This is a genomic window from Vreelandella titanicae, from assembly GCF_014697095.1.
Lineage (GTDB): Bacteria > Pseudomonadota > Gammaproteobacteria > Pseudomonadales > Halomonadaceae > Vreelandella > Vreelandella titanicae.
This window is the reverse complement of the sequence record NZ_CP059082.1, coordinates 4,338,840-4,360,510: the sequence shown is the minus strand read 5'-3', so window position 1 is coordinate 4,360,510 and position 21,671 is coordinate 4,338,840. Positions and strand designations below refer to the sequence as shown.

Sequence of the window (21,671 nt, the reverse complement as noted above, 5' to 3'; positions counted from 1 at the left end):
TGGTCACCAACAAGGAAAGGTCATGCGGGTCGGGGGGACAATCTATTTTGATGATTTACGGACTTATAGCACCGGCGTCGACACGGCCAATAGCAACGACAACCCCATATGACCCAGGGAGGTAGTACGGAAAATTATTCCTTAGGTTTCAAGTCGCCAGTGATGTGGCAAATCGACTCCGTGGTATTTTCCAGTTTTACGGTGTTGTCTTGTATGTGGCCTCCGAGTGGTAGGTTAGTAGTATGTCTGCTGTGCTTAGCCTTACGCGTTAAGCCGTTAATTTTTATGCCACAACTTAGCTGTTGTATTAATAAGACCTTGAAAAGGCTGTTTAGCTTTCCTAGTTGCAACTGTAATTCTGGATAATTACCCAGCACGTTGTAAGCTTTGGAAATCAGCGTCATTGCTTGATCAATATTCTTGATTTTTTCTTCTACTTCTTTTTCTGTGGTGGATTTATTGTCCATTGGGGCAAAGCTAATAGCTATATGTGAAATGGTTAGGGCTAGGTATACCGCCTCTTCGTCGGTAGACATTCCGTTTTGAATTAACTCACACATATTCTCTAGGTCATGAATATAGCTGGCATTATGCATAGCTTTTTTCCTTAAGCTGCTTCATTTCTCGTTCCACCTGACTCACTAGCCATTTCAGGCGAAGCACATGTTCTGAGCTTTGCTCTAAAACCATGGTTTTAGCTCTGTCTCAAGCTGTCTTTTGAATTGTGTAACCTACTGGATTTGCCAAAGGAACCCAATGGGTCCCTAATGGTACCCGATGGGTGCCATTGCTGTAAAGAACCGGTCTGGTTCATCATTAAGAAATGACAACTCACGATACCCACACACAGTACAAACTCCGTATGCCGCCCGAGTTACGGGACTGGTTGAAAGAGGCTGCCGACACTAACCATCGATCCATGAATGCTGAGATAGTCGCTAGGCTGCTCCGCACGGTTGAGCTAGATGGTCGAGAAAAAGCACTCGAAAGGGTGGGGTATGAGGAGAAGGAAACCATGCCGAACAGCGATTATAGAAACCTCAGCGAGGTGAAGCGTCAGCTAGAGGCTGCAATGAGTCAGCTTGATCGGGAGTTGCGCCACCTGGAGGCAAGCCAGCAAAAAGGTGAGTGAGGTTGGTACAAGCTCCACATGTCCAAAGGTTTTGGTTATTCATGCTAAATGATGGAGATAGCGATCTGAGCTTTGTTCAGGTCGCTTTTTATTATTTGGCGTAAAAGCTGAAAAGGTTCAGACGCGCTAGATAATGTGCTTTTTCCCCATTCAAAATAAATGAATGACTCGAAGCTATCAACGATCTCCTCCAGACCGCGAGAACACGTACAGGTTAGCGAAGTGAAGTGAACCAGCTTCATTGTGATGCAGCACAAGCAGCCGTGGGTGGCGTTTGTGCTACACACATGATTGGTCAATGGCGTTGACCTGGCGGCAGTGTGCTTTGTTAACCAAGGCTAGTAAGATGTCTGTATAGACAAACGGTCTTAATCGAAAAGGAGATTCATGACTAGTCCTCCTCTCTACCAGCAGATCCGTCAACATCTGTTGGATAAGATTCAGTGCGGTGATTGGCAACTGAATCATCAGATACCTACGGAAGAGCGGCTGGCGAAGGACTTTGGCGTAAGCCGGATGACGGCCAATAAAGCCATTAGAGATTTAGTGCAGCAAGGGTACCTGGTACGTCAACCCGGTGTCGGAACCTTCGTTACCGACCGTAAGGTAGAGTCCTCCTTGGTGGAGGTATACAACATTGCCGAAGAAGTGCTTTCGCGTGGGCATCGGTACAGCAATAAAGTCATCACCCAAGAGGCGATTGAAGCAGACGATGAAGTTGCACTGCGGTTAGGCGTGAGGCTTGGGAGCCGGGTGTTTCATACCCTCTTGGTGCACTATGAGAATGACATTCCGATTCAGCTTGAGAACCGCTACGTTAACCCACGCTGGGTGCCGGATTATCTTGATACCGATTTTTCACGCCATACGCCTAACGAGGTGCTGGTCGCCGCTTGTCCCATGACGGATATGGAACACATTGTTGAAGCGGTGCTCGTGGATGAGCAAACCGCCAAATGGCTAAGTATCGATACCCAGACGCCTTGCTTGAGCATGGTGCGGCGTACCTGGTCGGAAGAGCATTTGATAAGTTATGCCCGCCTGATCCATCCTGGAGACCGCTATAAATTACGCTCCTCCCTGCAAAGAAAAAGCGCTTAAATTGAAGTTAAGCAAGAGTCCAGCGAGGCCGATTTGTTCGACCTCGTGGCATCTCGTTAATGGGGGTATTCAACTGGACTGGGATTCAACTGGTCAGTGACTGCACCAGGTAGCCTGAGGGCACCGCAAGTAGCAAGCTCAAGGCAACGCGAATAAACCATACGATTAGCATGCGGCCTACTGAAAGCGGAATGCTGGTCGAAAGAATGCAGGGTATGGAAGCAGAAAAGAACAGCACGGCGGAGACTGACACCACGCCAGCAGCGAAACGGGCGACGAATTCGGCCTCGGCCATCAGTAGCGCCGGTAAGAACATTTCTGCCAACCCGGAAGCAGATGCCTGCGCTAGCGCCGCAGCGTCATCCAGCCCCCAAATGGCGACAAAGGGGTAAAACAACCATCCCAACCATTCAAATAAAGGCGTGTATTTGGCGATGAGAAGCCCGAGCAGCCCTACCGACATGATCGAGGGTAGGATGCTGATGGCCATTATCAACCCTTCTTTAAAGTTGAGCGCTACGCTGCGATGAAGGCTGGGCGCGTTGGCGGCAATCTCCGTGCCTGCTTGCCAGGCAGTGCTCAAGCGTTTCCCCGCGATGGCCTCCGGTTCTCCGTCACGCTTATGGTCATCCATGTTTGCCAGAGGCGGCAGCCGCACCGTGATAGCCGTGACGATGAACGTAATCACCAGGGTGAGCCAGAAGTACAAATTCCAAATGCTCATCAGGTCCAGCGTACGGGCCACGATGATCATGAACGTTGCCGACACCGTGGAAAAACCAGTGGCAATGATGGCGGCTTCCCGGGCGGAATACTGCCCCGCTTGATAAACCCGGTTGGTAATCAATAGCCCGATCGAGTAACTACCTACAAACGAAGCCACGGCATCGATTGCCGAGCGCCCAGGGGTTCGCCAAATGGGCCGCATGACCGGCTGAACCAGTACGCCAATCAATTCCAGCAACCCATAGCTGATCAACAGTGCCAGGAAAATAGCGCCGATTGGCACAATCAAACCTACCGGAATCACCAGTTTCTCGAACAGGAAGGGCAACATGTCCGGTTCGTGCAGAAACGCAGGACCCCAACCCGTTAACGCCATGACGGCAACAACGACGCCAATGATTTTCAGCACGGTAAAAATGCTTTCGGTTACTGTTCGCCGCCAATAGCCTTTGTACAGAGGGTAGGCAGCGCCCGCGACGATCATTACTAACGCATAAATGCCGCTGTATTCGCCCATCAACGAGCGCAGTCCGGTGACCATATGATCGAGCAGGATAGTGCTCCGCCCCGCTATTTCGATGGGAACAAAGAAGATCAGGATGCCCAGAGCGCTAGGCACAAACAGTTTAAAGATGGTGGCAGCGTTGGTTCGCTGCTTAGTGGGCGGGTCTACGGGGTGCATGGGGGCGCCTCTCGTTGTTTGGTTGTCATCGCTATGACCTTGGTTTCTTGTCATGTATATACAATAAGCTACCCCTATGTGGCATTTACGTATAGCGCTTTAAAAATAGACATTAGTCTAATTTGGTAGTCGCCATGTACTTCTGATCCGCTTCTTTTTATTCAATTAACCAATTGTTAAATAAATGTTTTATTTTATTTTTTGAGTTTTTGTTAGGTTTTTATGGACGCCTGTTTTGTTGTTTCACTGCTTGACGAAGGATTAGAGGGTGGGCTTAATTGTATATACATTATGTTTGCTCCAAGGAGACCTCCATGGCTAATAACAAACGTCGCTACATTTGGCGCGATATCAGTGTCTTCGATGGTCTGAAAACGTTGCCGGAGCCCATGGCCGTCATTACTCAAGGTGAGCGTGTTGTCACCATGACGCCCATGGATGGCTTCGATGAGTCACAGGCGGATGGTTGCCATGATATGGGGCGGGGCGGCGTGATGACGCCCGGTCTGGTGGATTGCCATACGCACTTGGTTTTTGGCGGCGCCCGCGCGGACGAGTTCGAGGCGCGTTTGGAAGGCGCAAGCTATGAAGACATTGCCCGCCGTGGCGGGGGCATTCTGAGTACCGTTTTGGCGACGCGGGAAGCGAGTGAACAAACGCTCTTCAATGCCGCTTTGCCACGTCTTAAAGCGCTGGTTGAGGAAGGCGTCACTACGGTCGAGATCAAGTCGGGCTACGGGTTAGACGTGGCTAATGAACTGAAAATGCTGCGGGTGGCCCGGCGTCTAGGTGAAGAGTTGCCAGTGCGCGTGTTGACGACACTGTTAGGTGCCCATGCCTTGCCGCCGGAGTATCAGAACGATAGCGACGGCTATATCGAGCTGGTCTGCAATGAAATGATTCCTGCCGTAGCGGCCGAGGGGCTGGCCGATGCCGTCGATGTCTTTTGTGAAAAAATCGCCTTTTCAGTAGCGCAGTGTGAGCGGGTTTTCAAAGCCGCCCAGGCTCATGGTTTACCCATCAAAGCGCATGCCGAGCAGCTCTCAAACTTGGGGGGGGCCGCGATGGCAGCCCGCCACGGCGCATTGTCAGCTGACCACATTGAGTATCTCGATGACGCCGGTATTGCTGCCATGCGCGAAGCAGGCAGCGTGGCCGTCATTCTCCCCGGTGCTTTCCACACCCTGCGTGAAACGCAGCAGCCGCCCATTGCGGGGCTGCGCGAAGCGGGTGTGCCGATGGCTGTGGCTACCGACGCTAACCCAGGCAGCTCGCCGATATTTATGCCCACGTTAATGCTCAACCTGGCTTGTACGCTGTTCCGCATGACGCCCCAGGAAGCGTTGGCGGGGATGACCGCCAATGGAGCTGCCGCGCTAGGGCTGAAAGGGCAGGGGCAGCTTCACGAAGGCGCGGTGGCTGATTTGTGTATCTGGGATATTGAGACACCCGCTGAGCTGGCATACGCGGTGCAGCCAGGCCGCCTACGGCAGCGCGTCTATCAGGGGGAGTTGACCCATGGCCGCTGATACGCCCATTGATATGTCGCTCTGGCAGGGGCGCACTGATCCTGAACCCGATAGTGACCGTTGGCACCAGCGTATTGAGCCGTTAGCCAATAACGCCGTGCCGGGGTGTGCACTGCTGGGCTTCGAAAGTGATGCAGGTGTTGCGCGCAATCAGGGCCGCACCGGCGCTGCTGAAGGCCCTAATGCGTTACGCCGTGCGCTGGCGCCGTTGGCTTGGCATCGCACAGCGCCTGCTTACGATGCTGGCAATGTGCGCTGTGTTGATGATGGGTTAGAGGCAGCGCAACAGACGCTTGCTGATCGGCTGACGTCATTATTAACCGCTGGCCATCTGCCCATTGTGCTGGGTGGCGGGCATGAAGTGGCCTATGCCAGCTGGCTGGGTCTGGCGCAGTTTTTTATGCCAAAAACGGCGCCACCGCGGATTGGCATCATAAACCTGGACGCGCACTTTGATTTGCGCGATCCAGCGCATATTCGCTCCTCAGGCACCCCCTTCGCCCAGATTGCCGATAAGTGCCAAGAGTGGGATTGGTCGTTTCGCTATGCCTGCCTGGGGGTAAGCCGCGCTGCTAATACGCGCGCCTTATTTACCCGCGCCGCCGCGCTCGGAACACTGGTTCGGGAAGATCGCGAGATCGATGCGCTACGCCTTGATTCTATCGTTAGAGACATGCAGCGCTTCATCGCCAAATGCGACCACCTTTACCTAACCATTGACCTGGATGTGCTCCCTGCTGCCGAAGCCCCTGGCGTCAGTGCGCCTGCCGCACGCGGTGTTTCGCTTGCCTTGATTGAGCCGCTGATTGAAGCAGTGCGTGACAGCGGCAAGCTTCGCCTGGCGGACTTGGCAGAGCTCAACCCCAGCCTGGATATCGACAGCCGTACCGCCAGAGCGGCGGCTCGTCTTGTGCATTTGCTGACCTTAGATAACTGAATTTAGAAAGTTAACCCTGAATGACTGACCAGGGCACCGCTCTAGACCAACGAATAACGAACAGAAACACAAGGAATGACGCCATGCCAACCAACGATAAACGTCACGATGCTTCACGTAAGATCATTGCGCCGACCGGCACCGAGCTCAGCTGCAAAAGCTGGCTGACCGAAGCGCCGCTTCGCATGCTGATGAACAACCTTCATCCGGATGTAGCCGAAAGCCCCGAGGATTTAGTGGTGTACGGCGGTATCGGCCGCGCTGCCCGTGACTGGGCGTGCTACGACAAAATCGTCGAAACGTTACAGCGCTTGGAAGATACCCAGACGCTACTAGTGCAGTCTGGTAAACCCGTCGGCGTTTTTGAAACCCATAAGGATGCGCCCCGGGTATTGATCGCTAACTCCAACTTGGTACCCGCCTGGGCTAACTGGGAGCACTTCAACGAACTGGATCGCAAAGGCTTGATGATGTACGGCCAGATGACGGCGGGTTCTTGGATCTATATCGGCTCCCAGGGCATTGTGCAAGGCACCTACGAAACCTTTGTTGAGGCGGGCCGCCAGCACTATGACGGTGAGCTTAAGGGGCGTTGGATTCTGACCGCCGGGCTGGGTGGTATGGGCGGCGCTCAGCCGCTGGCGGCTACGTTGGCCGGTGCCTGTTCACTGAATATTGAGTGTCGGCAGGCGAGCCTCGACTTCCGCTTGCGTACCCGCTACCTGGATGAACAGGCTGACAACCTTGATGACGCCCTGGCGCGTATTGAGCGCTATACCACCGAAGGTAAGGCTATCTCTATCGGCCTGTGTGGTAACGCCGCCGATGTGCTGCCGGAACTGATTAAACGCGGTATCAAACCAGATATGGTCACGGATCAGACTAGTGCCCACGACCCATTGCATGGCTACCTGCCTTCCGGCTGGACATGGGAAGAGTACGTGGCGCGGGGCAAGTCTGAGCCTGAAGCCACCGTGAAGGCGGCCAAGCAATCGATGGCGGTGCATGTGCAAGCGATGCTCGACTTCCAGAAAATGGGCGTGCCCACGTTTGATTACGGCAATAACATTCGGCAGATGGCAATGGAAGAAGGGGTTGCTAACGCCTTTGATTTTCCGGGTTTTGTGCCTGCCTATATTCGTCCTCTCTTTTGCCAGGGCATCGGCCCCTTCCGCTGGGTGGCGCTCTCCGGGGATCCTGAGGACATTTATAAGACCGACCAGAAGGTCAAAGAACTCATTCCCGATGACCCGCACTTGCACAACTGGCTCGACATGGCGCGCGAGCGGATTAGCTTCCAAGGGCTGCCAGCACGCATTTGCTGGGTGGGGCTTAAAGACCGTGCCCGCCTGGGGCAAGCCTTCAACGAAATGGTGAAGAACGGCGAGCTAAAAGCACCGATCGTTATTGGCCGCGACCATCTCGATTCGGGTTCCGTTGCCAGCCCCAACCGCGAAACCGAGGCGATGATGGATGGTTCTGACGCCGTTTCCGACTGGCCGTTACTCAACGCGCTGCTAAACACCGCAGGCGGTGCCACATGGGTGTCGTTACATCATGGCGGTGGGGTTGGCATGGGCTACTCCCAGCATTCTGGCGTGGTGATCGTGTGTGACGGCAGCGATGATGCCCACGCCCGCTTAGGCCGTGTGCTGCGCAACGACCCGGGCACTGGCGTGATGCGCCATGCCGATGCTGGTTATGACATTGCTAAACAGTGCGCCAGTGAAAACGGTCTTGATTTGCCGATGCTTAATCAGTAAAGCCCGCACAAATACAACAGTTGAGAAGGTGGGATGACCACCTTCCTGTCTCTAAAGGCGAATAAATGAAACATCTAGAAATTCAGCCCGGCAAAATGACCCTTGCCCAAGCCCGTCAGATCCACGAAGCGCATGTGCCTGTCACATTACCGGAAAGCGCCAATGCGGATATCCAGCGAAGCGTCGATTGCGTTAACCGGGTCGTCAGTGAAAACCGTACGGTCTATGGCATTAATACGGGATTCGGCTTATTGGCCCAGACCCGCATTGCCAACGAAGACCTTGAATCGTTACAGAGTTCCCTGGTGCTCTCTCATGCTACTGGCGTGGGAAGGGCGATAGACGACGCTCTGGTGCGTTTGATTATGGTGCTTAAGGTCAACAGCCTGGCGAGAGGCTTCTCCGGCATCCGCCGTGAGGTATTGGATGCCCTGGTGGCACTGATCAATGCCGAGGTTTACCCGCATATTCCGCTTAAAGGTTCGGTGGGCGCTTCCGGTGATTTGGCACCCCTGGCACATATGAGCGTTGTGCTGCTAGGCGAGGGCAAAGCCCGCTACAAAGGTGAGTGGATTTCCGCCGAAAAAGCATTAGAAATCGCTGGCCTGGCGCCAATCACGCTGGCACCCAAAGAGGGCCTGGCGCTGCTTAATGGCACGCAGGTATCGACCGCCTATGCCCTGCGGGGGCTATTCGACGCCGAAGACCTGTTTGCGGCGGCGACGGTATGCGGTTCACTAACCGTAGAAGCCACTTTGGGGTCACGTTCACCCTTTGACGCTCGGATTCATGAAGTGCGTGGCCAGCGCGGCCAAATTGACGTGGCCGCCGCTTATCGCCATCTACTCGGTGAAAAGAGTGCCGTCGGCGACTCCCATGCCAACTGCGATAAAGTCCAGGATCCCTACTCGTTGCGCTGCCAGCCACAGGTGATGGGTGCTGTATTAACCCAGATCCGTCAGACAGCCGAGGTGCTCGCGGCGGAAATCAACGCGGTTTCTGATAACCCGCTGGTATTTGCCGAGCAGGATGACATTATCTCCGGCGGTAATTTTCACGCTGAACCGGTGGCCATGGCCGCTGACAACCTGGCGTTAGCTATCGCCGAGATCGGTTCTCTTGCCGAGCGTCGTGTCTCTTTGATGATGGACAAGCACATGTCGCAGCTACCGCCATTCCTGGTCGAGAACGGCGGGGTCAATTCTGGATTTATGATCGCCCAGGTTACCGCTGCGGCGCTGGCGAGTGAAAATAAAGCCTTGGCGCACCCCCATAGTGTCGACAGCCTGCCTACCTCGGCTAACCAGGAAGACCATGTCTCAATGGCGCCTGCTGCCGGTAAGCGGTTGTGGGAAATGGCGGAGAATGTGTGCGGCATTTTAGCCATCGAATGGCTGGGGGCGTGCCAAGGGTTGGACATGCGCCAGGGCTTGACCACTACCCAGCCGCTAGAGCAAGCCAGGCAACTGCTACGTGCGCGCGTTAGCCACTACAAGCAGGATCGCTTCTTCGCGCCCGATATCGAAGCCGCTAGCGAACTGATACGTGAGCGTACACTAACCCCACTGGCGCATCCGCATACGCTGCCAAGCCAGGTTTAAGGCGTTTTATGCTTCCCTATGGCGCTAGGTTGTGACGACCCAAGGCCATAGGGAACGCACTATTTACCATCTAACAACAAAGTAGGCTTTTCATGAATGCTATCGTTCTGGCTATCCTGGTGATGGTCGGCTTGAGTCTTGCGCGCGTTTCGGTTGTGTTTGCGCTTATCGTTGCCACGCTGGTCGGTGGGTTGTATGCGGGCATGCCTATTGGCGAGATCCTGGACGCCTTTAATGAGGGGCTGGGTAATGGCGCCACCATCGCGCTCTCTTATGCAGTGTTAGGGGCGTTTGCCGTTGCTTTATCCCGTTCTGGTATCACCGAGCTGCTGGCCAGCCGAGCCATTAGGCGTTTCCAGTTAGACGAGTCCGGGGGGAGCCGCCGCACGGTTACCTATACGCTGCTTGCAGCGCTGTTAGCCGCGGCAGTCAGCTCGCAGAACTTGATTCCTGTCCATATCGCTTTTATTCCAGTACTGGTGCCGCCGCTGCTAAAGCTGATGAACCATCTGAAGCTTGACCGGCGACTGGTGGCTTGTGTGATTACCTTCGGTATCACGGCGCCCTATATGTTATTGCCCGTAGGTTTTGGGGCGATATTCCTGAATGACATACTGCTCGCGAACCTCAACGAAAGCGGCGCGGCGCTGGGGTTGGAAGTGACCCGTCAAATGGTGCCACTGGCGATGGCGATTCCCATTGGAGGAATGGCATTAGGGTTAGCGGTGGCGGTGTTTTGGAGCTATCGCAAGGGGCGTGACTACCAAGATCGTGAGCTGGCCCATGGTGATAAATCGCCCCAAGAGGCCGCGCTTTCTCTAGCCGGATGGCAAAAGGCCATGCTGGTTATTTCCCTGGTAGGTACGGTTACCGTGCAACTGATGACGGGCTCGATGGTACTTGGCGGCATCTTTGGGTTTGCCTTGCTCTCCATGAGTGGCGTTTTCCGCTGGCATGAGCAGGACGGTATCTTTACCGAGGGGATGCGCATGATGGCCCTGGTCGGCTTTATCATGATTTCAGCGGCTGGTTTTGCCAGTGTGATGCAGGCCAGTGGCGAGGTGGAAGGGCTAGTGGCGAGCTCTGCCGACCTTATCGGTGACAATAAAGGGCTGGCCGCATTGATTATGCTGCTGGTCGGTCTTTTTATCACCATGGGCATTGGCTCTTCGTTTTCGACCATTCCCATTATTGCTTCGCTCTATGTGCCTTTGGCATTGAGCTTTGGCTTTTCACCCATGGCGACAGTGGCATTGGTAGGCACGGCCGCCGCCCTGGGCGACGCTGGCTCACCCGCTTCAGATTCCACTCTAGGCCCCACCGCAGGCCTTAACGCCGATGGGCAGCATGATCATATCTGGGATAGCGTGGTGCCTACCTTCCTGCACTACAACATTCCGTTGATTGTGTTCGGCTGGGTTGCGGCCATGGTGCTTTAAATCAGTTGAAGGGCTCTGCCCGTATTACGATTGCGGCGACAATGCTGCCTAACCATTTGCCCTTGTATGACCAACGCCCCGCCTTTGTGCGGGGCGTTGGCGTGTTAGGCAGGTAGATGGGTTGCAAATGATGAAGCTGAGATATGAGTTGGTATATTTCGTTTTATTTTACTTAAATTAAATTATTTAAAATCATGTTGTTATGTGATTTTTTAGACTCCTCCGAGGGTGCGCCAACGGGCTATCCGCGAATTATTCTCCTGACTTTTTCTCCTTAACATCTAGTGATGATGTGCGTTGGGCAAGTATTTGCCTGCTTTGATGCGTAATAGCTATGTAGATATTGCTCCCACCCCCATACTGCAGCCACGAATAATAATTAAAGGGAAAGCCCGTGCTTATCAAAGCAATGATGTTGATGCTAGCGCTATGTTTCTCCAGTGTGGCGAGCGCTGAACAAACGCCCGACATGTCTGGTGAATGGGTAACCCAAGCCGAACTGATCGTGAGCGGTGAAGAAACCGAGTGTGACCTAGTGTTTGATACGATACCCGAAGAGCTTTTATTTGCTGAGGGGGGATGCTGTCGCACCTGCTCCAAAGGAAAAGCATGCGGTAACTCATGCATTAGCCGTAACTATACCTGCCATCAACCGAGAGGCTGCGCTTGCAATGGTTAGGTCAAGGCATTAGGCGGCGGAACGACGCCCAAGTGCACTTCAGCCAAACCCTGACACCGCTGCGCGCTGCTCCCGCGGGTGCGCCGTAGGCTTACCACGCGCTGCGAAACCCACCGACTTAGCTTCGTGCACATACCCGTAGCGCGAGGTAACGAAGAACGCGAGTTCAGCGAGCGCTCGCAGGCACCCGCGAATGGCGGCGGAACGACGCCCAAGAGCACTGAACCAAAGCCAAACCTCGGCACCGCTGCAAATGGAGTATGTACCGAGCCTGGACGACCTGGATAGCGCACAAGCCTAACCCAGCCATTCAACAGCTTATGGTCAACTCCCCGCCTTTGTGCGGGGCGTTGGTATGTTGGGCGGGAGTAAGGAGGGCGGAAGGGTAGTCAGCCTTAAACAAGCGCCTACAGGCCTTCATGCGGCGATGTTGCCAACCATCCACCCCCACACCGGCCGCGACCCACGCCACGCACTCGTCACCCCGCCCGCGCGCTAAATGTAGTGGTTTTTATGCACTCCCACATCAGCCTCCAAACCGCGCCACTGCTGGGCTGGCTGGTGAAAAATGGGTGCATGAAAATCATGCGAATTCATGCGGGGTTATGCGCTTTACGTGGGTGATATGGTGAGCAAGAACCTAAAACTAAGCCATCGATAGGTAGATAGCGGAGAAATAAATTCTTGATAAGGCCTGTCAGGGCAGTGGTGTTCCAGTGAGCGACGTCACAGAGTGGTCTAAAGTCTCAGATGTTAGGGTTGTACAGGCGTAGGGAAATGATGAATACTGATTAAATATAATGAAGTGGAGATGTGGTGGGCGGTCCCATTATTACGAGGTAACCGCTACGTAATGTTAATGTGGGTAATTTGGAAGCAAAGTAGTCAGATCCTCCGGAACGGCATCACGCGTGTGATAGGTGGCATGTGGCATGGCTTAATCTTTGGCAGCGGGCAATATATCTGGGAGTGCTACCACGGCATCCCTTGGCATAGGCCTAGCGAATAGGAAACCTTGCAGAAAATCGCAGTTACGACGGACTAAATCCTGCTGCTGCTCTCGCTCTTCAATGCCTTCTGCCACCACGACCAAGTCCATGTGGTGGGCCATGGTGATAATTCCCTCCACAATAGCGGCGTTATTGCGGCTGGTTGCTATGTCTTTGATGAATGCTCTGTCGAGCTTCACTTTGTGAATAGGCAGGTCGCGCAAATAGCTTAGGCTTGAGAAGCCTGTTCCGAAATCGTCTAGAGCCACCTTTATGCCCATCGACTTAAGCTCATTGATCAACTCAATGGCCTGCTCGGCACCGTCTAGCAACACGCTTTCGGTCACCTCAAGTTCAAGAAACTCCGGGGGTAAGCCTGTCTCAGCTAACACCAGTTGGACTTCCTCTAGAAAACCATCACGCCGAAACTGAAGTGATGAAATATTGACGGCCACCGGCACCACCCGTTTATCTGCGGCAAGCATAGCTGCAAAATCTTGGCAGGCGCGACGCAGCACCCAGCGACCTAGTGGGATAATTTGGCCCGTTCGTTCAGCCAGTGGAATGAATACACCTGGCGAGATCATTCCTTGCAAGGGGTGATGCCAACGGATCAGTGCTTCCAGGCCTCGTATACGGCCGTTGACTGCCTCCACGATGGGCTGATAATACAGCTCGAACTGCTCTTGATGCAGTGCAGTATGCAGGTCATGGCGCAGTAGTACGGCCTCTTCAGTGATCCGTTGCACATCTCCCTGATACCAATTCCAGGTATTTCGACCCTGTTGCTTGGCCTCTCCCACAGCCAAACCAGCGCGCTGCATTAGCTCATGGGCATGTTCAACGACACCGCAGTTGCAGGCAATGCCAATGCTGGCACTGATGTGTAACGACTTACCATCAATCTGGAAAGGTAGTACGAATGCATCCAGAACACGCTCCGCAAACACGCTGCCTGCTGGACGACCTTCCAGGTTGGCAAACACCAAAGCGAACTCATCGCCGGTTAGACGGGCTAAGGTATCGCTCGGCTCGATTAGAAGCTGAAGACGCTCAGCCACCGCGATCAGCAATAAGTTACCGATGTGATGCCCCAGTCCATCATTGACCGTCTTAAAGTCATCCAAATCAAGATGCATCACCACTACCATGCCTTGCGACTGTTGGGCGTGCTTGAAGGCGTCTTCCAGGCGTTCATCCAGCGCCGTACGATTAGGTAACCCCGTGAGTAGGTCATGAGTCGCCTGGTACGCGAGTTGCGCTTCCTGTTCTCGATGCTGGGTGATGTCCTGCTGGATGCCAATGTAATGGGTGCAAACGCCTTTTTCATCGAATACTGGGCTGAGCGACAGATAATTCCAGAAAGACGTGCCATCTTTACGGTAATTGAGTAATGGTGTTTCAACCGATTGCCGCTGAGCAATTGCTTGGCGAATGGCCAGCACTACTTCCCGATCCGTATCTGGCCCCTGCAGGAACCGGCAATTGCGGCCCAGTGCTTCCTCTTGGTTATAGCCAGTGAGGCGATAGAAAGCATCGTTGGCATAGATCAGTGGCATATCAGGCTTGCTGGCATCCGTCATGAGCACCCCATTGGGGGTCGCCTGTATGCCTCGTTCCAGCAAACGCCGAGAAGCCTCTGCCTGTTTATGTGCCGTAATATCTTTGCAAATACCGTAGACGCCGACGATTTCACCATCAACAGACACGGGGAAATTAAGGATTTCGAGATTATAGGCATATCCATCATGGTGTCTGCCCATGGTCTCATATTGGCAACTACCGCCCCGTTTAGCGATATCAAAACTAGCCTGAGTTAGCGCCTGATAATCAGACTCAATAAACTCATTAAAGTGATGACCGATTAGCGCTTCTGCCGGGTAGCCGGTAATTCTTGACAAAGCAGCGTTACCGCGCTGGAATCGCCCGTCTAAATCAAACTCATAAACACCGTCAGGGTGGTTCACAAATAGCGAGCGGTGCCATTCCGACAAGCTTCGATGCTGACGTGAGTCACGATCACGGACGATGGCTAACGCGACAAGTGAAGCTGCCAAACGCAAAAAGTTTTCATTCGTTTCGCTGGGGCTGCAGGGCTGCCTGTAGTAAGTGCCGAAAGTCCCTAACAACTCGCCATTGGCCGTCATCACTGGGCTTGACCAGCAGGCGCGCAACCCTTCTTGCGCTGCTGCATCGCGAAACGCTAGCCATCGAGAATCTGTACGTATATCTTCGGTAATTACCTGTTCCTGCCAGTAGGCAGCACATCCGAAAGAAGCTGCATCAGGGCCAATCGGTACTTCTTGAAGTTGATGTTGATAACGATGAGAGAAGAGCTGACTCGGGTAGAGGCTTAGCGACTGTTGACCAGGATTGAAGCGCATGAATGCCACTATGGCCTTAGGCGGCAGCATTATTTCAATCCAGGCGGTGATGGCATCCAACGTTTTCTCAAGAGGCGCTTGTAGCGCAATCAGTTCATGCACTGCTTGCTGAGCTTCCATCATCGAGTGGTCGTTATACAAAGCAACATCCCCATTTTAATTGTTCGTGCACTAGAAAACTGAATTAAATGTATTACCTATTTGATCATAGTAGGGCCTTGTTAGCATTAAACAATATTAAATGTAAAACATTGCAAACATAGTTGTAGCTTTGCTGCTGAAAGTGTATATATTCGCCGAATTAATGAAGCAAAACCTATATTTCAAATAAAAGATAAGAATTATTTACCGAGGCACTTAAAATGGCTGCTCCAGCCCTATACGAAAATCCATCGGCAAGCGTGATTCGCTCACTGCTCCAACACACTCACGAGCTATCCATTTATGTCAAGGACATGCCCTACGCCTTGAAGGCAGAGGTGATTGAATTGAATCTGGGTAGTGGACGTATGGTGCTTGAGGTGGAGTACGCTGGATCGGATATCGAACGCTACGTAGCCACCGGTAGCCTGAGCTTTGATCTGGAGGCATTAAAAGGTCCTCACGATAACGAGCGCGATACCTACAGCCTCAGCAATGTGGCCGCCAAGCTGCTTAAGGCAGACAGTACTCTGTATCGACTGGAGTGCCAGCTACCGGAATCCGTTTTCGTTAAGGAGAACCGAGGCGCCGTTCGTATCCCGTTCATTTTGGGTATGCAGACACGTGTTGGCATCGAAGTTTATCTGCATGAACTCAATGTGCCGGGTAGGCTTCGAAACTTGTCTATTGGTGGTTGCATGGTCGATATTGATCTAGCTGACAGCATTGCGATAGGTGTAGACAAGGAAGTGCCTGGGGTAATGCTGGAATTTCCCAACGGCGATAGTTTTTTTGCCGAAGGCATCATTCGCCATATACGTCCCTTTGGTAACCAGGGCTACGCGGCCGTTGGCATTCAGTTCATCAACCTGTCGACATCCCAGACTGAAGCCTTGTTTCACTATGTCAATGAGTCAGAACGAGAGGCCGCTTACCGTACTGGAACGAACGACAAAATGCTTTACCACTCACCGTTGTTTATTCCAGGTATGAAGGAGAAGAAAATTCAGCAACGAGAAGCTCAGGAACGTGATAAGCGTTCTCGTCAGTCGCCCATGGAGCGCGGCGTGATGGACGTAGCGCATCAGCTGCAAGTGGGGCTGATGTACATGAACACTCGGCAACTGTTCCCGATTGGAATTTTTTACGATTGCGTCGATACCCTGCGCTATCTAGCGGAGCAGGATCGCAAGACGTTTCTCTATGCGCTCGCGTTTCTTCGCGATGAGTCAGACTGGGTAAGACACGCAGTGCAAGTCGCTGGGCAACTTGCGGATATACTGTTGATCCGCGATCCGCATGACCCTCGGGTGCGGGAGGCGGTACTCGGTGCCTTGCTGCATACCTTAGGCAAGCCCATGCTGATCAGCGCGGAGTTACCGACGCTCAAGGCAAACATGACACCCGCCCAGAAAGCGATTCTTAGCGGCCACGTAACAGCGCTGCAAGAAAAGCTTAGCGAGCTTGGCTGGGAACCAAGTCCCACCTGTCGCGAAGTCATCGAGAAAGCCAATGAGCGCCTGGATGGCTCCGGCTACCCAGCAGGGAATCGCGGCGAACAGCTATCCGACCTGGTGCGACTAGTGTCGGTGATCAAGGCGATTAATAAGCTACTCCATGCGCGTAACGGAGAGCCTCCACGCCCGCCGCTTGACGCCTACCGCAGGATTCATGAAACGGGCACGGTTTACGACAAAACGGTACTGGTTGAGTACATCCAAATTTATGGCCTGTACCCTATTGGCAGCCTGGCCAGGTTTTCGGGTGGTTTTCTTGCCTGGGTTATGGATATCAATGGCAAAGGTATGCCGAGCCAAGTTAACGTGGTCAAAAACCTACGTTTCCCAGATACCAACATCAATAGCGTCATCACCGAAGGTGACTTGTCACAGATCGGCAAGCTAGAGGGCATCGTTAACCCTTCGGATTACGGGGTGAAGGCGCTAAAAAGCTAGATATACTAGGCTTTAAGGTCAATGATCTGAGTTATCGTCAGGCCGCTGCTCTGTTGTATGACGCGGTGTGTCCTGGTGGTGTTGAGGTGTCCGCTTTCCAGAATTACGATCCCGAAACTTACTCCAGGCGGATTTGGCTTTCTGTTGGTTTTCTGGCTTACGCAGCCAGTTTGCGGCTGCCATCATTATCCACTTTTTCATGCGAACCTCCTGGTTCCTTTTAAGAGGTGTATATGCGTCTTACCATTTGGCCTATATCCTAACCATTTAATGTTGACTCATCTTTGTAACATTACAAGGACGTTCTGGTACTATTTTATAGATGCTCTTAAAAGTTATCTGAAGACATAAATTTGGTTCGGTGTCTCCCCCTGATAGAGTAGTGATGCACTTCGCTTGCCCCCACGTGGCTGACCATTGCCAAGGAAGATACCCCATGTTTTTCCCAAAACGCGTTGCCCTCACGTCGCTCATTATGGTGTTGGCGCTATTGCCTCCCACGCTATTCGCTCAGGATGCCCATATTGGCAGCGTGCGTACTGAGTTCAAGCTGCTGGGCCCGAACAACACCATTGAAGTGGAGCGCTTCGATGACCCGAAGGTTCAGGGCATCTCCTGTTATCTCTCTTACTCACAGATTGGCGGGATCTCCGGTGCGGTGGGGCTTGCTGAGGAGGCCAGTGAGGCGAGCGTGGCGTGTCGGCAGACGGGGGAGATTGTCTTCGACCCTGCGGAAGTAGAGGAGCAAGAGGTGATTTTTAGCCAACGTCGCTCTGCGCTTTTCAAGAATATGCGCGTTGTGCGCATGCATGACGCCGAAACCCAGACCTTTGTGTACCTGACCTATAGCACCAAGCTGGTCGATGGCTCGCCTAAAAATGCGATTACGGCTGTGCACTACGGTGAGTTAGGAGGCGGGCAATAATTGACTCGTGTGCGCTTAGCGTGGGTTGCCTAGCGTTTGTGTCCAGTAGGTTGAGTAGCGCGCCTCCGAATCCTCGGCTTTTGCCATGCCCATCTCGGTAAAGGCGTCATTCATGATGTTGCGGCAGTGGCCGGGGCTGTCTAGCCAGCCTTCCACCACGGCTGAAACGGAGGTGTGGCCAGCGGCGATATTTTCACCCACGGCTTGCCACACGTAATCCTGGTTACCCACACGCTGCTCAATACCTGCGCCTTCCGGGCCGGTATGGCTAAAGTAGTCATTCTCGGCCATGTCCTGGGAGTGGCTTTTGGCCGCTGCTTCCAGCTTGCAACTCCATGCTAACGGCCCTACGGCCTCAAACTGCTGGTCACCGCATTGTCGCGCTTGGCTACGCGCCTCGTTGATTTGAGACAGCATTGCCTGCTGCTGATCGTTGAGTTCGCATTCGCCCTGTGGGGGAGCATTATCACTCTGGGACTGATCAGTGGCCCATGAGCTGGATGAACCCATGAGCAGCATGATAACGGTCAGGCCGTAAAGCGCCCCGGCAGCGGGGCGCTTGGGAAGGAAGTTACCCACCGAACTTTTCATTCTCGCCAAGGTTCGGCGTGGCGTCCTTTTTGAGGTTGGCTTTGGCGATTTCGTAGAGCTGGAATGTTTTGCTCTCTTTGGCTTTCCAGTGCTCCCCCATCTGCACTTTAATTTCTAGCAGGGCGACGTCTGGGTCATCTTTACCTTCCGGGAACCAAGCAGCGATGAAGGGGTTCCAGTATTTTTCGATCAGTTCGCGGTTATCTGTCAGGTTGGCTTTACCCGATAGCGAAACGTAGACGCCATCTTCCTGGTCGGAAAAGCTCAGGCACACATCGTGGTCGCTTTTGGTTTCAAATACCTTTTCGGCACTGCGGCGGGTGAAGAACCACAGGGTGCCGTCGTACTCATCTTGCACCAAGTGCATTGGCCGGGCGCGCGGGGTGTCGTGATCCAACGTCACCAGCATGCCGACTTTGATATCTTTGATCATCTTCCAGATCTTCTGCTTATGTTCCGGGCTGGACATAGCGTCACTCTCCTTATGAATACGATCCTGGCCTTATAAAATAGATACTGGCCTTATGAATTCAATACTGAAAATAGCCATGGACAATGCTTGTACATCGAAGATGACTAGCTATAGCCTAGCTACCATTTTCCATATCAGCAAACGCTCTATGGAATCATCATATCTCTTGCCCAGTAACATCCTGCTTGATGTGTCCGCGGTTACTCACCAGAATCAAAGTGACGCTGAACTGTATGCTCAGGGAGGGAGGTTCCAATGCTTACAGGATCTATATACCGCTACGGCCCAATGACAGTGCTACTAATGCTCGGCGGCTGTGCCACGGGCGGTGGTGACCCCAATTCTCAAAACCAGATGACCCAATACGCGGCTGAATACTGCAGAAGTGTCGGTGGGGAGAATGAAATTCGCGAAAGCAGCCTAGGCACTGGCCGCTATTGCCGCTTGCCTGATGGCCGGGTTGAAAATGAGTGGAAGTTATACCGTACCGAGCATCTCGATAATGACTAGCTGGCACCTTTGATGCCACCCAGGCCAGCCACTGGGTGCCAAGGGCCTAGCTGTTTTTGGCTGTATGCCTTTTTTTAAAGCCAATCATAAGCGCTAGCAGCCCGCACGCCAGTGCTGGCAGCAGAACATCAAGCACTGAGTCTAACGTCCACCCACGCCAGACGCCCTCAAACATACCGACCGGTAGCGTTTCGCCCCATGCCCAACCTCGTTGGATGCCTAGCCTGTATTCGTGCTGAGCGATCTCGCGGCCAAGCAGTATTGCCACCGGGATAACACCCGCCACGCGAGCAGAAACAAAGGGCAATAGTGAGAGCTGAATGATCAAAGCGATAACGACGTGCTCTAAATGTGTGACGTCCATTTCCACGCTCCCATAGTCTTTCTCCCATAGCTTTCTTTCGTGAGCCTAAAGGGCTCTGGCACGAACATGGGCATCATACACCCACATTCATGTGGGTAGGGCTCGGGGAGGCAGCTCTTAACGTTTACCCGCTTTTGTTTTAATTTTGGGAGGCGTATCGGAAAGCTCTTTCTCTTTGGTGCGCCATTTAATTTTTACTTCCACCTCCTGTTTATCGCCTTCATCACTGGCGCGCAGGGAGACTTGCAGTAACTGCTGGGGGGAAAGTACCAGCTCTCCTTCACTTTCCTGAAAGGCTAATTCGCCTTTATTGATCGCATTTGCCAGGGTAACCAGTAACTCTTGGGTTGACTGACGATCCAGCAGGGAATCGTGGCTGAATTTCGTTTTTGACTTCATTTAGCGGGCTCCACCAGTTTTCCTTTGCGGCCGGGCTTGAATACTTTTGCCTGAGGGTAATCGCAGCTAAGGCCGATCACCCCACGGTTTTTGTCGATTAACGTTACCCCTACACCGTAGCCATCGAGCCCCTCATTTTTACGCGAGTGAGCGTCCAGGGTGATATCGGCTTCGATATGGATAAGCCCGTTTTTGAGCGTGACCCGCTGGCCAAAGTGTTGGTTGATATGGCCGTGAACCAGCACCTGAATGCCCGCTCGGCGGGCAACGTAGGCGCCGCGCGGCGTAAGGGGAAGATCGGCTTTACGGTATTTGGTTCTAAAGGTATTGGCCAAAGAGCCATAATAAAAGCTGAACAGGTTTTGGTGCATTAGGTTTTTTTTGAAAGCCCGATTGGCATGTTTTACGCCGTACTTGGCCAGCAGTTCGGCCATATGATCATCGAGTCCGGCATGCAGAAACAGGAAGGAACCGCGCTTTTTAACCAACTGCATGCGGCGGAAAAACCAGCTAAATTCCCCCGATTTGTTAAGAAATAGCGAACGACACTTCATCGCGGCGGCGTAGACTTGGGTGAGCGACAGGCCGTTTTTTGCACAGTGCGCCTCGAAGCTCTGCGCCTTGGTGGTCATCTTGCTGATTTCACGCTCTATACCCTCGGGGGTGAGAAACCCGGCGGCATAGAAGGGGAAGTTTTCGAACCAGTCGTTGCCTGGAAACAGCGCCTGTCGGCACGCCTGCTCGGACGGTAATCCTTTGTCCCACTGGGTATCGGCCAGGTATTGATCGAATACCTCTTTAAACAGCGGTATGACCTTCTTGCCCATGCGCACAAAGAGATGTTGGCTACCGGCGTCAGTGTCGCGTTCCAACGATAGCAGCCCCATCAGCAAGCGGAGATCATGGTTACCGGCCAGCAGAGTGATATCTGCTTTGAGGCGGTATAAATGGGCCAGGCTGCGCAGCATCATCAGATTGCTGGGGCCTTTGTCCAGGCAGTCTCCGCCCACCACGATTTCGGCTTTTTTACCGAATTTCGTCAGTGCATATTCACATAGGTGGGAGCCTTCGCGTTCGATGACGCCTGCAGCAATTAGCGAGGCTTCAAATGCCTCGGCGTCCGCATGGGGGTCTGAGATGAATGCCACTGGCTTTTTGGGCCAGGCGAAGCATTTTTTGCGCGAGCGCTTAACAAAGGTGCTTAGCGCCTCATCGTGATTGACCGAGGTCGCGTCATCGGGCCAGGGCGCCCACTCTGTCGGAAGGCGCGTCAAGATGGCGTTGTGATACGGTTGTTTGCTTACCTTTGGAATAACATTGAACGCGGTCATAGAAGCCATCTTATTCATCGC

Annotated in this window: 19 protein-coding genes; 10 read left to right on the top strand and 9 right to left on the bottom strand. The window is 53.2% G+C overall.

Features of this window, described 5'->3' with window-relative positions; translation table 11 throughout:
• Positions 1-134: 134 nt before the first annotated feature.
• The gene (locus HZS52_RS20170) at positions 135-596 is read right to left on the bottom strand and encodes a hypothetical protein (RefSeq protein WP_190373488.1); all 462 of its coding nucleotides are present in this window, start codon (positions 594-596) and stop codon (positions 135-137) included.
• Positions 597-823: 227 nt separating this feature from the next.
• Here HZS52_RS20170 and HZS52_RS20165 point away from each other — a divergent pair, with 227 nt between their 5' ends.
• Positions 824-1,132 (top strand): Arc family DNA-binding protein, encoded by a 309-nt coding sequence (locus HZS52_RS20165; protein ID WP_035539112.1) that lies wholly within the window; start codon positions 824-826, stop codon positions 1,130-1,132.
• Between the two features lie 387 nt (positions 1,133-1,519).
• The gene (gene hutC / locus HZS52_RS20160; protein WP_190373487.1) at positions 1,520-2,233 is read left to right on the top strand and encodes a histidine utilization repressor; all 714 of its coding nucleotides are present in this window, start codon (positions 1,520-1,522) and stop codon (positions 2,231-2,233) included.
• 85 nt (positions 2,234-2,318) lie between these two features.
• Here hutC and HZS52_RS20155 read toward each other — a convergent pair whose 3' ends face one another.
• Entirely contained in the window at positions 2,319-3,641 is a 1,323-nt protein-coding gene (locus HZS52_RS20155) for a YjiH family protein (protein ID WP_190373486.1), read from the bottom strand.
• A gap of 314 nt (positions 3,642-3,955) precedes the next feature.
• Between HZS52_RS20155 and hutI the strand changes: the two genes are divergently transcribed.
• The 5 genes from hutI (at position 3,956) to HZS52_RS20130 (ending at position 10,910) form a co-directional block, all read left to right on the top strand.
• Positions 3,956-5,170 carry an imidazolonepropionase gene (gene hutI / locus HZS52_RS20150; RefSeq protein ID WP_190373485.1) on the top strand — a complete coding sequence of 405 codons (1,215 nt, stop codon included), beginning with the start codon at positions 3,956-3,958 and terminating at the stop codon, positions 5,168-5,170.
• On the top strand, positions 5,160-6,107 hold the full coding sequence (gene hutG / locus HZS52_RS20145; protein ID WP_190373484.1) for a formimidoylglutamase: 948 nt from the start codon (positions 5,160-5,162) through the stop codon (positions 6,105-6,107). Before hutI ends, hutG begins: the two co-directional genes overlap by 11 nt.
• Before the next feature lie 83 nt (positions 6,108-6,190).
• Positions 6,191-7,870, top strand: coding sequence for a urocanate hydratase (hutU, locus tag HZS52_RS20140; protein WP_190373483.1), 1,680 nt, complete (start codon positions 6,191-6,193; stop codon positions 7,868-7,870).
• Positions 7,871-7,935: 65 nt separating this feature from the next.
• Positions 7,936-9,471: a histidine ammonia-lyase gene (hutH, locus tag HZS52_RS20135; RefSeq protein WP_190373482.1), complete on the top strand. Its 1,536-nt coding sequence runs from the start codon at positions 7,936-7,938 to the stop codon at positions 9,469-9,471.
• A 92-nt stretch (positions 9,472-9,563) separates the two neighbouring features.
• Positions 9,564-10,910: a Na+/H+ antiporter family protein gene (locus tag HZS52_RS20130; protein WP_190373481.1), complete on the top strand. Its 1,347-nt coding sequence runs from the start codon at positions 9,564-9,566 to the stop codon at positions 10,908-10,910.
• Between the two features lie 1,616 nt (positions 10,911-12,526).
• Here the strand turns inward: HZS52_RS20130 and HZS52_RS20125 are convergent.
• Positions 12,527-15,103: a bifunctional diguanylate cyclase/phosphodiesterase gene (locus HZS52_RS20125; protein ID WP_223827975.1), complete on the bottom strand. Its 2,577-nt coding sequence runs from the start codon at positions 15,101-15,103 to the stop codon at positions 12,527-12,529.
• A 221-nt stretch (positions 15,104-15,324) separates the two neighbouring features.
• Between HZS52_RS20125 and HZS52_RS20120 the strand changes: the two genes are divergently transcribed.
• Positions 15,325-17,058, top strand: coding sequence for a PilZ domain-containing protein (locus tag HZS52_RS20120; protein ID WP_190373480.1), 1,734 nt, complete (start codon positions 15,325-15,327; stop codon positions 17,056-17,058).
• 18 nt (positions 17,059-17,076) lie between these two features.
• Here the strand turns inward: HZS52_RS20120 and HZS52_RS20115 are convergent, their stop codons facing one another.
• A complete protein-coding gene (locus HZS52_RS20115) occupies positions 17,077-17,259 on the bottom strand; it encodes a hypothetical protein (RefSeq protein WP_190373479.1) in 183 nt (60 codons plus the stop codon).
• Positions 17,260-17,494: 235 nt separating this feature from the next.
• On the opposite strand from HZS52_RS20115, the gene HZS52_RS20110 reads away from it, so the two are divergent.
• On the top strand, positions 17,495-17,983 hold the full coding sequence (locus HZS52_RS20110) for a CreA family protein (protein ID WP_190373478.1): 489 nt from the start codon (positions 17,495-17,497) through the stop codon (positions 17,981-17,983).
• Between the two features lie 15 nt (positions 17,984-17,998).
• Here HZS52_RS20110 and HZS52_RS20105 read toward each other — a convergent pair whose 3' ends face one another.
• The gene (locus HZS52_RS20105; protein ID WP_022524075.1) at positions 17,999-18,574 is read right to left on the bottom strand and encodes a CAP domain-containing protein; all 576 of its coding nucleotides are present in this window, start codon (positions 18,572-18,574) and stop codon (positions 17,999-18,001) included.
• A complete protein-coding gene (locus tag HZS52_RS20100) occupies positions 18,555-19,043 on the bottom strand; it encodes a pyridoxamine 5'-phosphate oxidase family protein (protein ID WP_022524074.1) in 489 nt (162 codons plus the stop codon). The genes HZS52_RS20105 and HZS52_RS20100 overlap by 20 nt, the downstream gene beginning before the upstream one ends.
• Positions 19,044-19,301: 258 nt before the next feature.
• Here HZS52_RS20100 and HZS52_RS20095 point away from each other — a divergent pair, with 258 nt between their 5' ends.
• Positions 19,302-19,556, top strand: coding sequence for a putative hemolysin (locus HZS52_RS20095; protein WP_022524073.1), 255 nt, complete (start codon positions 19,302-19,304; stop codon positions 19,554-19,556).
• Positions 19,557-19,602: 46 nt separating this feature from the next.
• Here the strand turns inward: HZS52_RS20095 and HZS52_RS20090 are convergent, their stop codons facing one another.
• The 3 genes from HZS52_RS20090 to HZS52_RS20080 all read right to left on the bottom strand — a co-directional run bounded on the left by HZS52_RS20090 (position 19,603) and on the right by HZS52_RS20080 (position 21,650).
• Entirely contained in the window at positions 19,603-19,920 is a 318-nt protein-coding gene (locus HZS52_RS20090) for a hypothetical protein (protein WP_190373477.1), read from the bottom strand.
• Between the two features lie 117 nt (positions 19,921-20,037).
• The gene (locus HZS52_RS20085) at positions 20,038-20,319 is read right to left on the bottom strand and encodes an amphi-Trp domain-containing protein (RefSeq protein ID WP_161463505.1); all 282 of its coding nucleotides are present in this window, start codon (positions 20,317-20,319) and stop codon (positions 20,038-20,040) included.
• Positions 20,316-21,650 carry a metallophosphoesterase gene (locus tag HZS52_RS20080; protein WP_223827974.1) on the bottom strand — a complete coding sequence of 445 codons (1,335 nt, stop codon included), beginning with the start codon at positions 21,648-21,650 and terminating at the stop codon, positions 20,316-20,318. The genes HZS52_RS20085 and HZS52_RS20080 overlap by 4 nt, the downstream gene beginning before the upstream one ends.
• Between the last annotated feature and the right edge of the window lie 21 nt (positions 21,651-21,671).

Excerpts from the sequence above, each read along its gene's own strand:
- HZS52_RS20155 (WP_190373486.1), bottom strand. The coding sequence starts at position 3,641 with ATGCACCCCGTAGACCCGCCCACTAAGCAGCGAACCAACGCTGCCACC.
- hutU (WP_190373483.1), top strand. The coding sequence starts at position 6,191 with ATGCCAACCAACGATAAACGTCACGATGCTTCACGTAAGATCATTGCG.
- HZS52_RS20080 (WP_223827974.1), bottom strand. The coding sequence starts at position 21,650 with ATGACCGCGTTCAATGTTATTCCAAAGGTAAGCAAACAACCGTATCAC.
- HZS52_RS20085 (WP_161463505.1), bottom strand. The coding sequence starts at position 20,319 with ATGAAGTCAAAAACGAAATTCAGCCACGATTCCCTGCTGGATCGTCAG.
- hutG (WP_190373484.1), top strand. The coding sequence starts at position 5,160 with ATGGCCGCTGATACGCCCATTGATATGTCGCTCTGGCAGGGGCGCACT.
- hutH (WP_190373482.1), top strand. The coding sequence starts at position 7,936 with ATGAAACATCTAGAAATTCAGCCCGGCAAAATGACCCTTGCCCAAGCC.
- HZS52_RS20120 (WP_190373480.1), top strand. The coding sequence starts at position 15,325 with ATGGCTGCTCCAGCCCTATACGAAAATCCATCGGCAAGCGTGATTCGC.
- HZS52_RS20105 (WP_022524075.1), bottom strand. The coding sequence starts at position 18,574 with ATGAAAAGTTCGGTGGGTAACTTCCTTCCCAAGCGCCCCGCTGCCGGG.
- HZS52_RS20090 (WP_190373477.1), bottom strand. The coding sequence starts at position 19,920 with ATGGACGTCACACATTTAGAGCACGTCGTTATCGCTTTGATCATTCAG.
- HZS52_RS20130 (WP_190373481.1), top strand. The coding sequence starts at position 9,564 with ATGAATGCTATCGTTCTGGCTATCCTGGTGATGGTCGGCTTGAGTCTT.
- HZS52_RS20110 (WP_190373478.1), top strand. The coding sequence starts at position 17,495 with ATGTTTTTCCCAAAACGCGTTGCCCTCACGTCGCTCATTATGGTGTTG.
- HZS52_RS20100 (WP_022524074.1), bottom strand. The coding sequence starts at position 19,043 with ATGTCCAGCCCGGAACATAAGCAGAAGATCTGGAAGATGATCAAAGAT.
- hutI (WP_190373485.1), top strand. The coding sequence starts at position 3,956 with ATGGCTAATAACAAACGTCGCTACATTTGGCGCGATATCAGTGTCTTC.
- HZS52_RS20115 (WP_190373479.1), bottom strand. The coding sequence starts at position 17,259 with ATGAAAAAGTGGATAATGATGGCAGCCGCAAACTGGCTGCGTAAGCCA.
- HZS52_RS20165 (WP_035539112.1), top strand. The coding sequence starts at position 824 with ATGACAACTCACGATACCCACACACAGTACAAACTCCGTATGCCGCCC.
- HZS52_RS20170 (WP_190373488.1), bottom strand. The coding sequence starts at position 596 with ATGCATAATGCCAGCTATATTCATGACCTAGAGAATATGTGTGAGTTA.
- HZS52_RS20095 (WP_022524073.1), top strand. The coding sequence starts at position 19,302 with ATGCTTACAGGATCTATATACCGCTACGGCCCAATGACAGTGCTACTA.
- hutC (WP_190373487.1), top strand. The coding sequence starts at position 1,520 with ATGACTAGTCCTCCTCTCTACCAGCAGATCCGTCAACATCTGTTGGAT.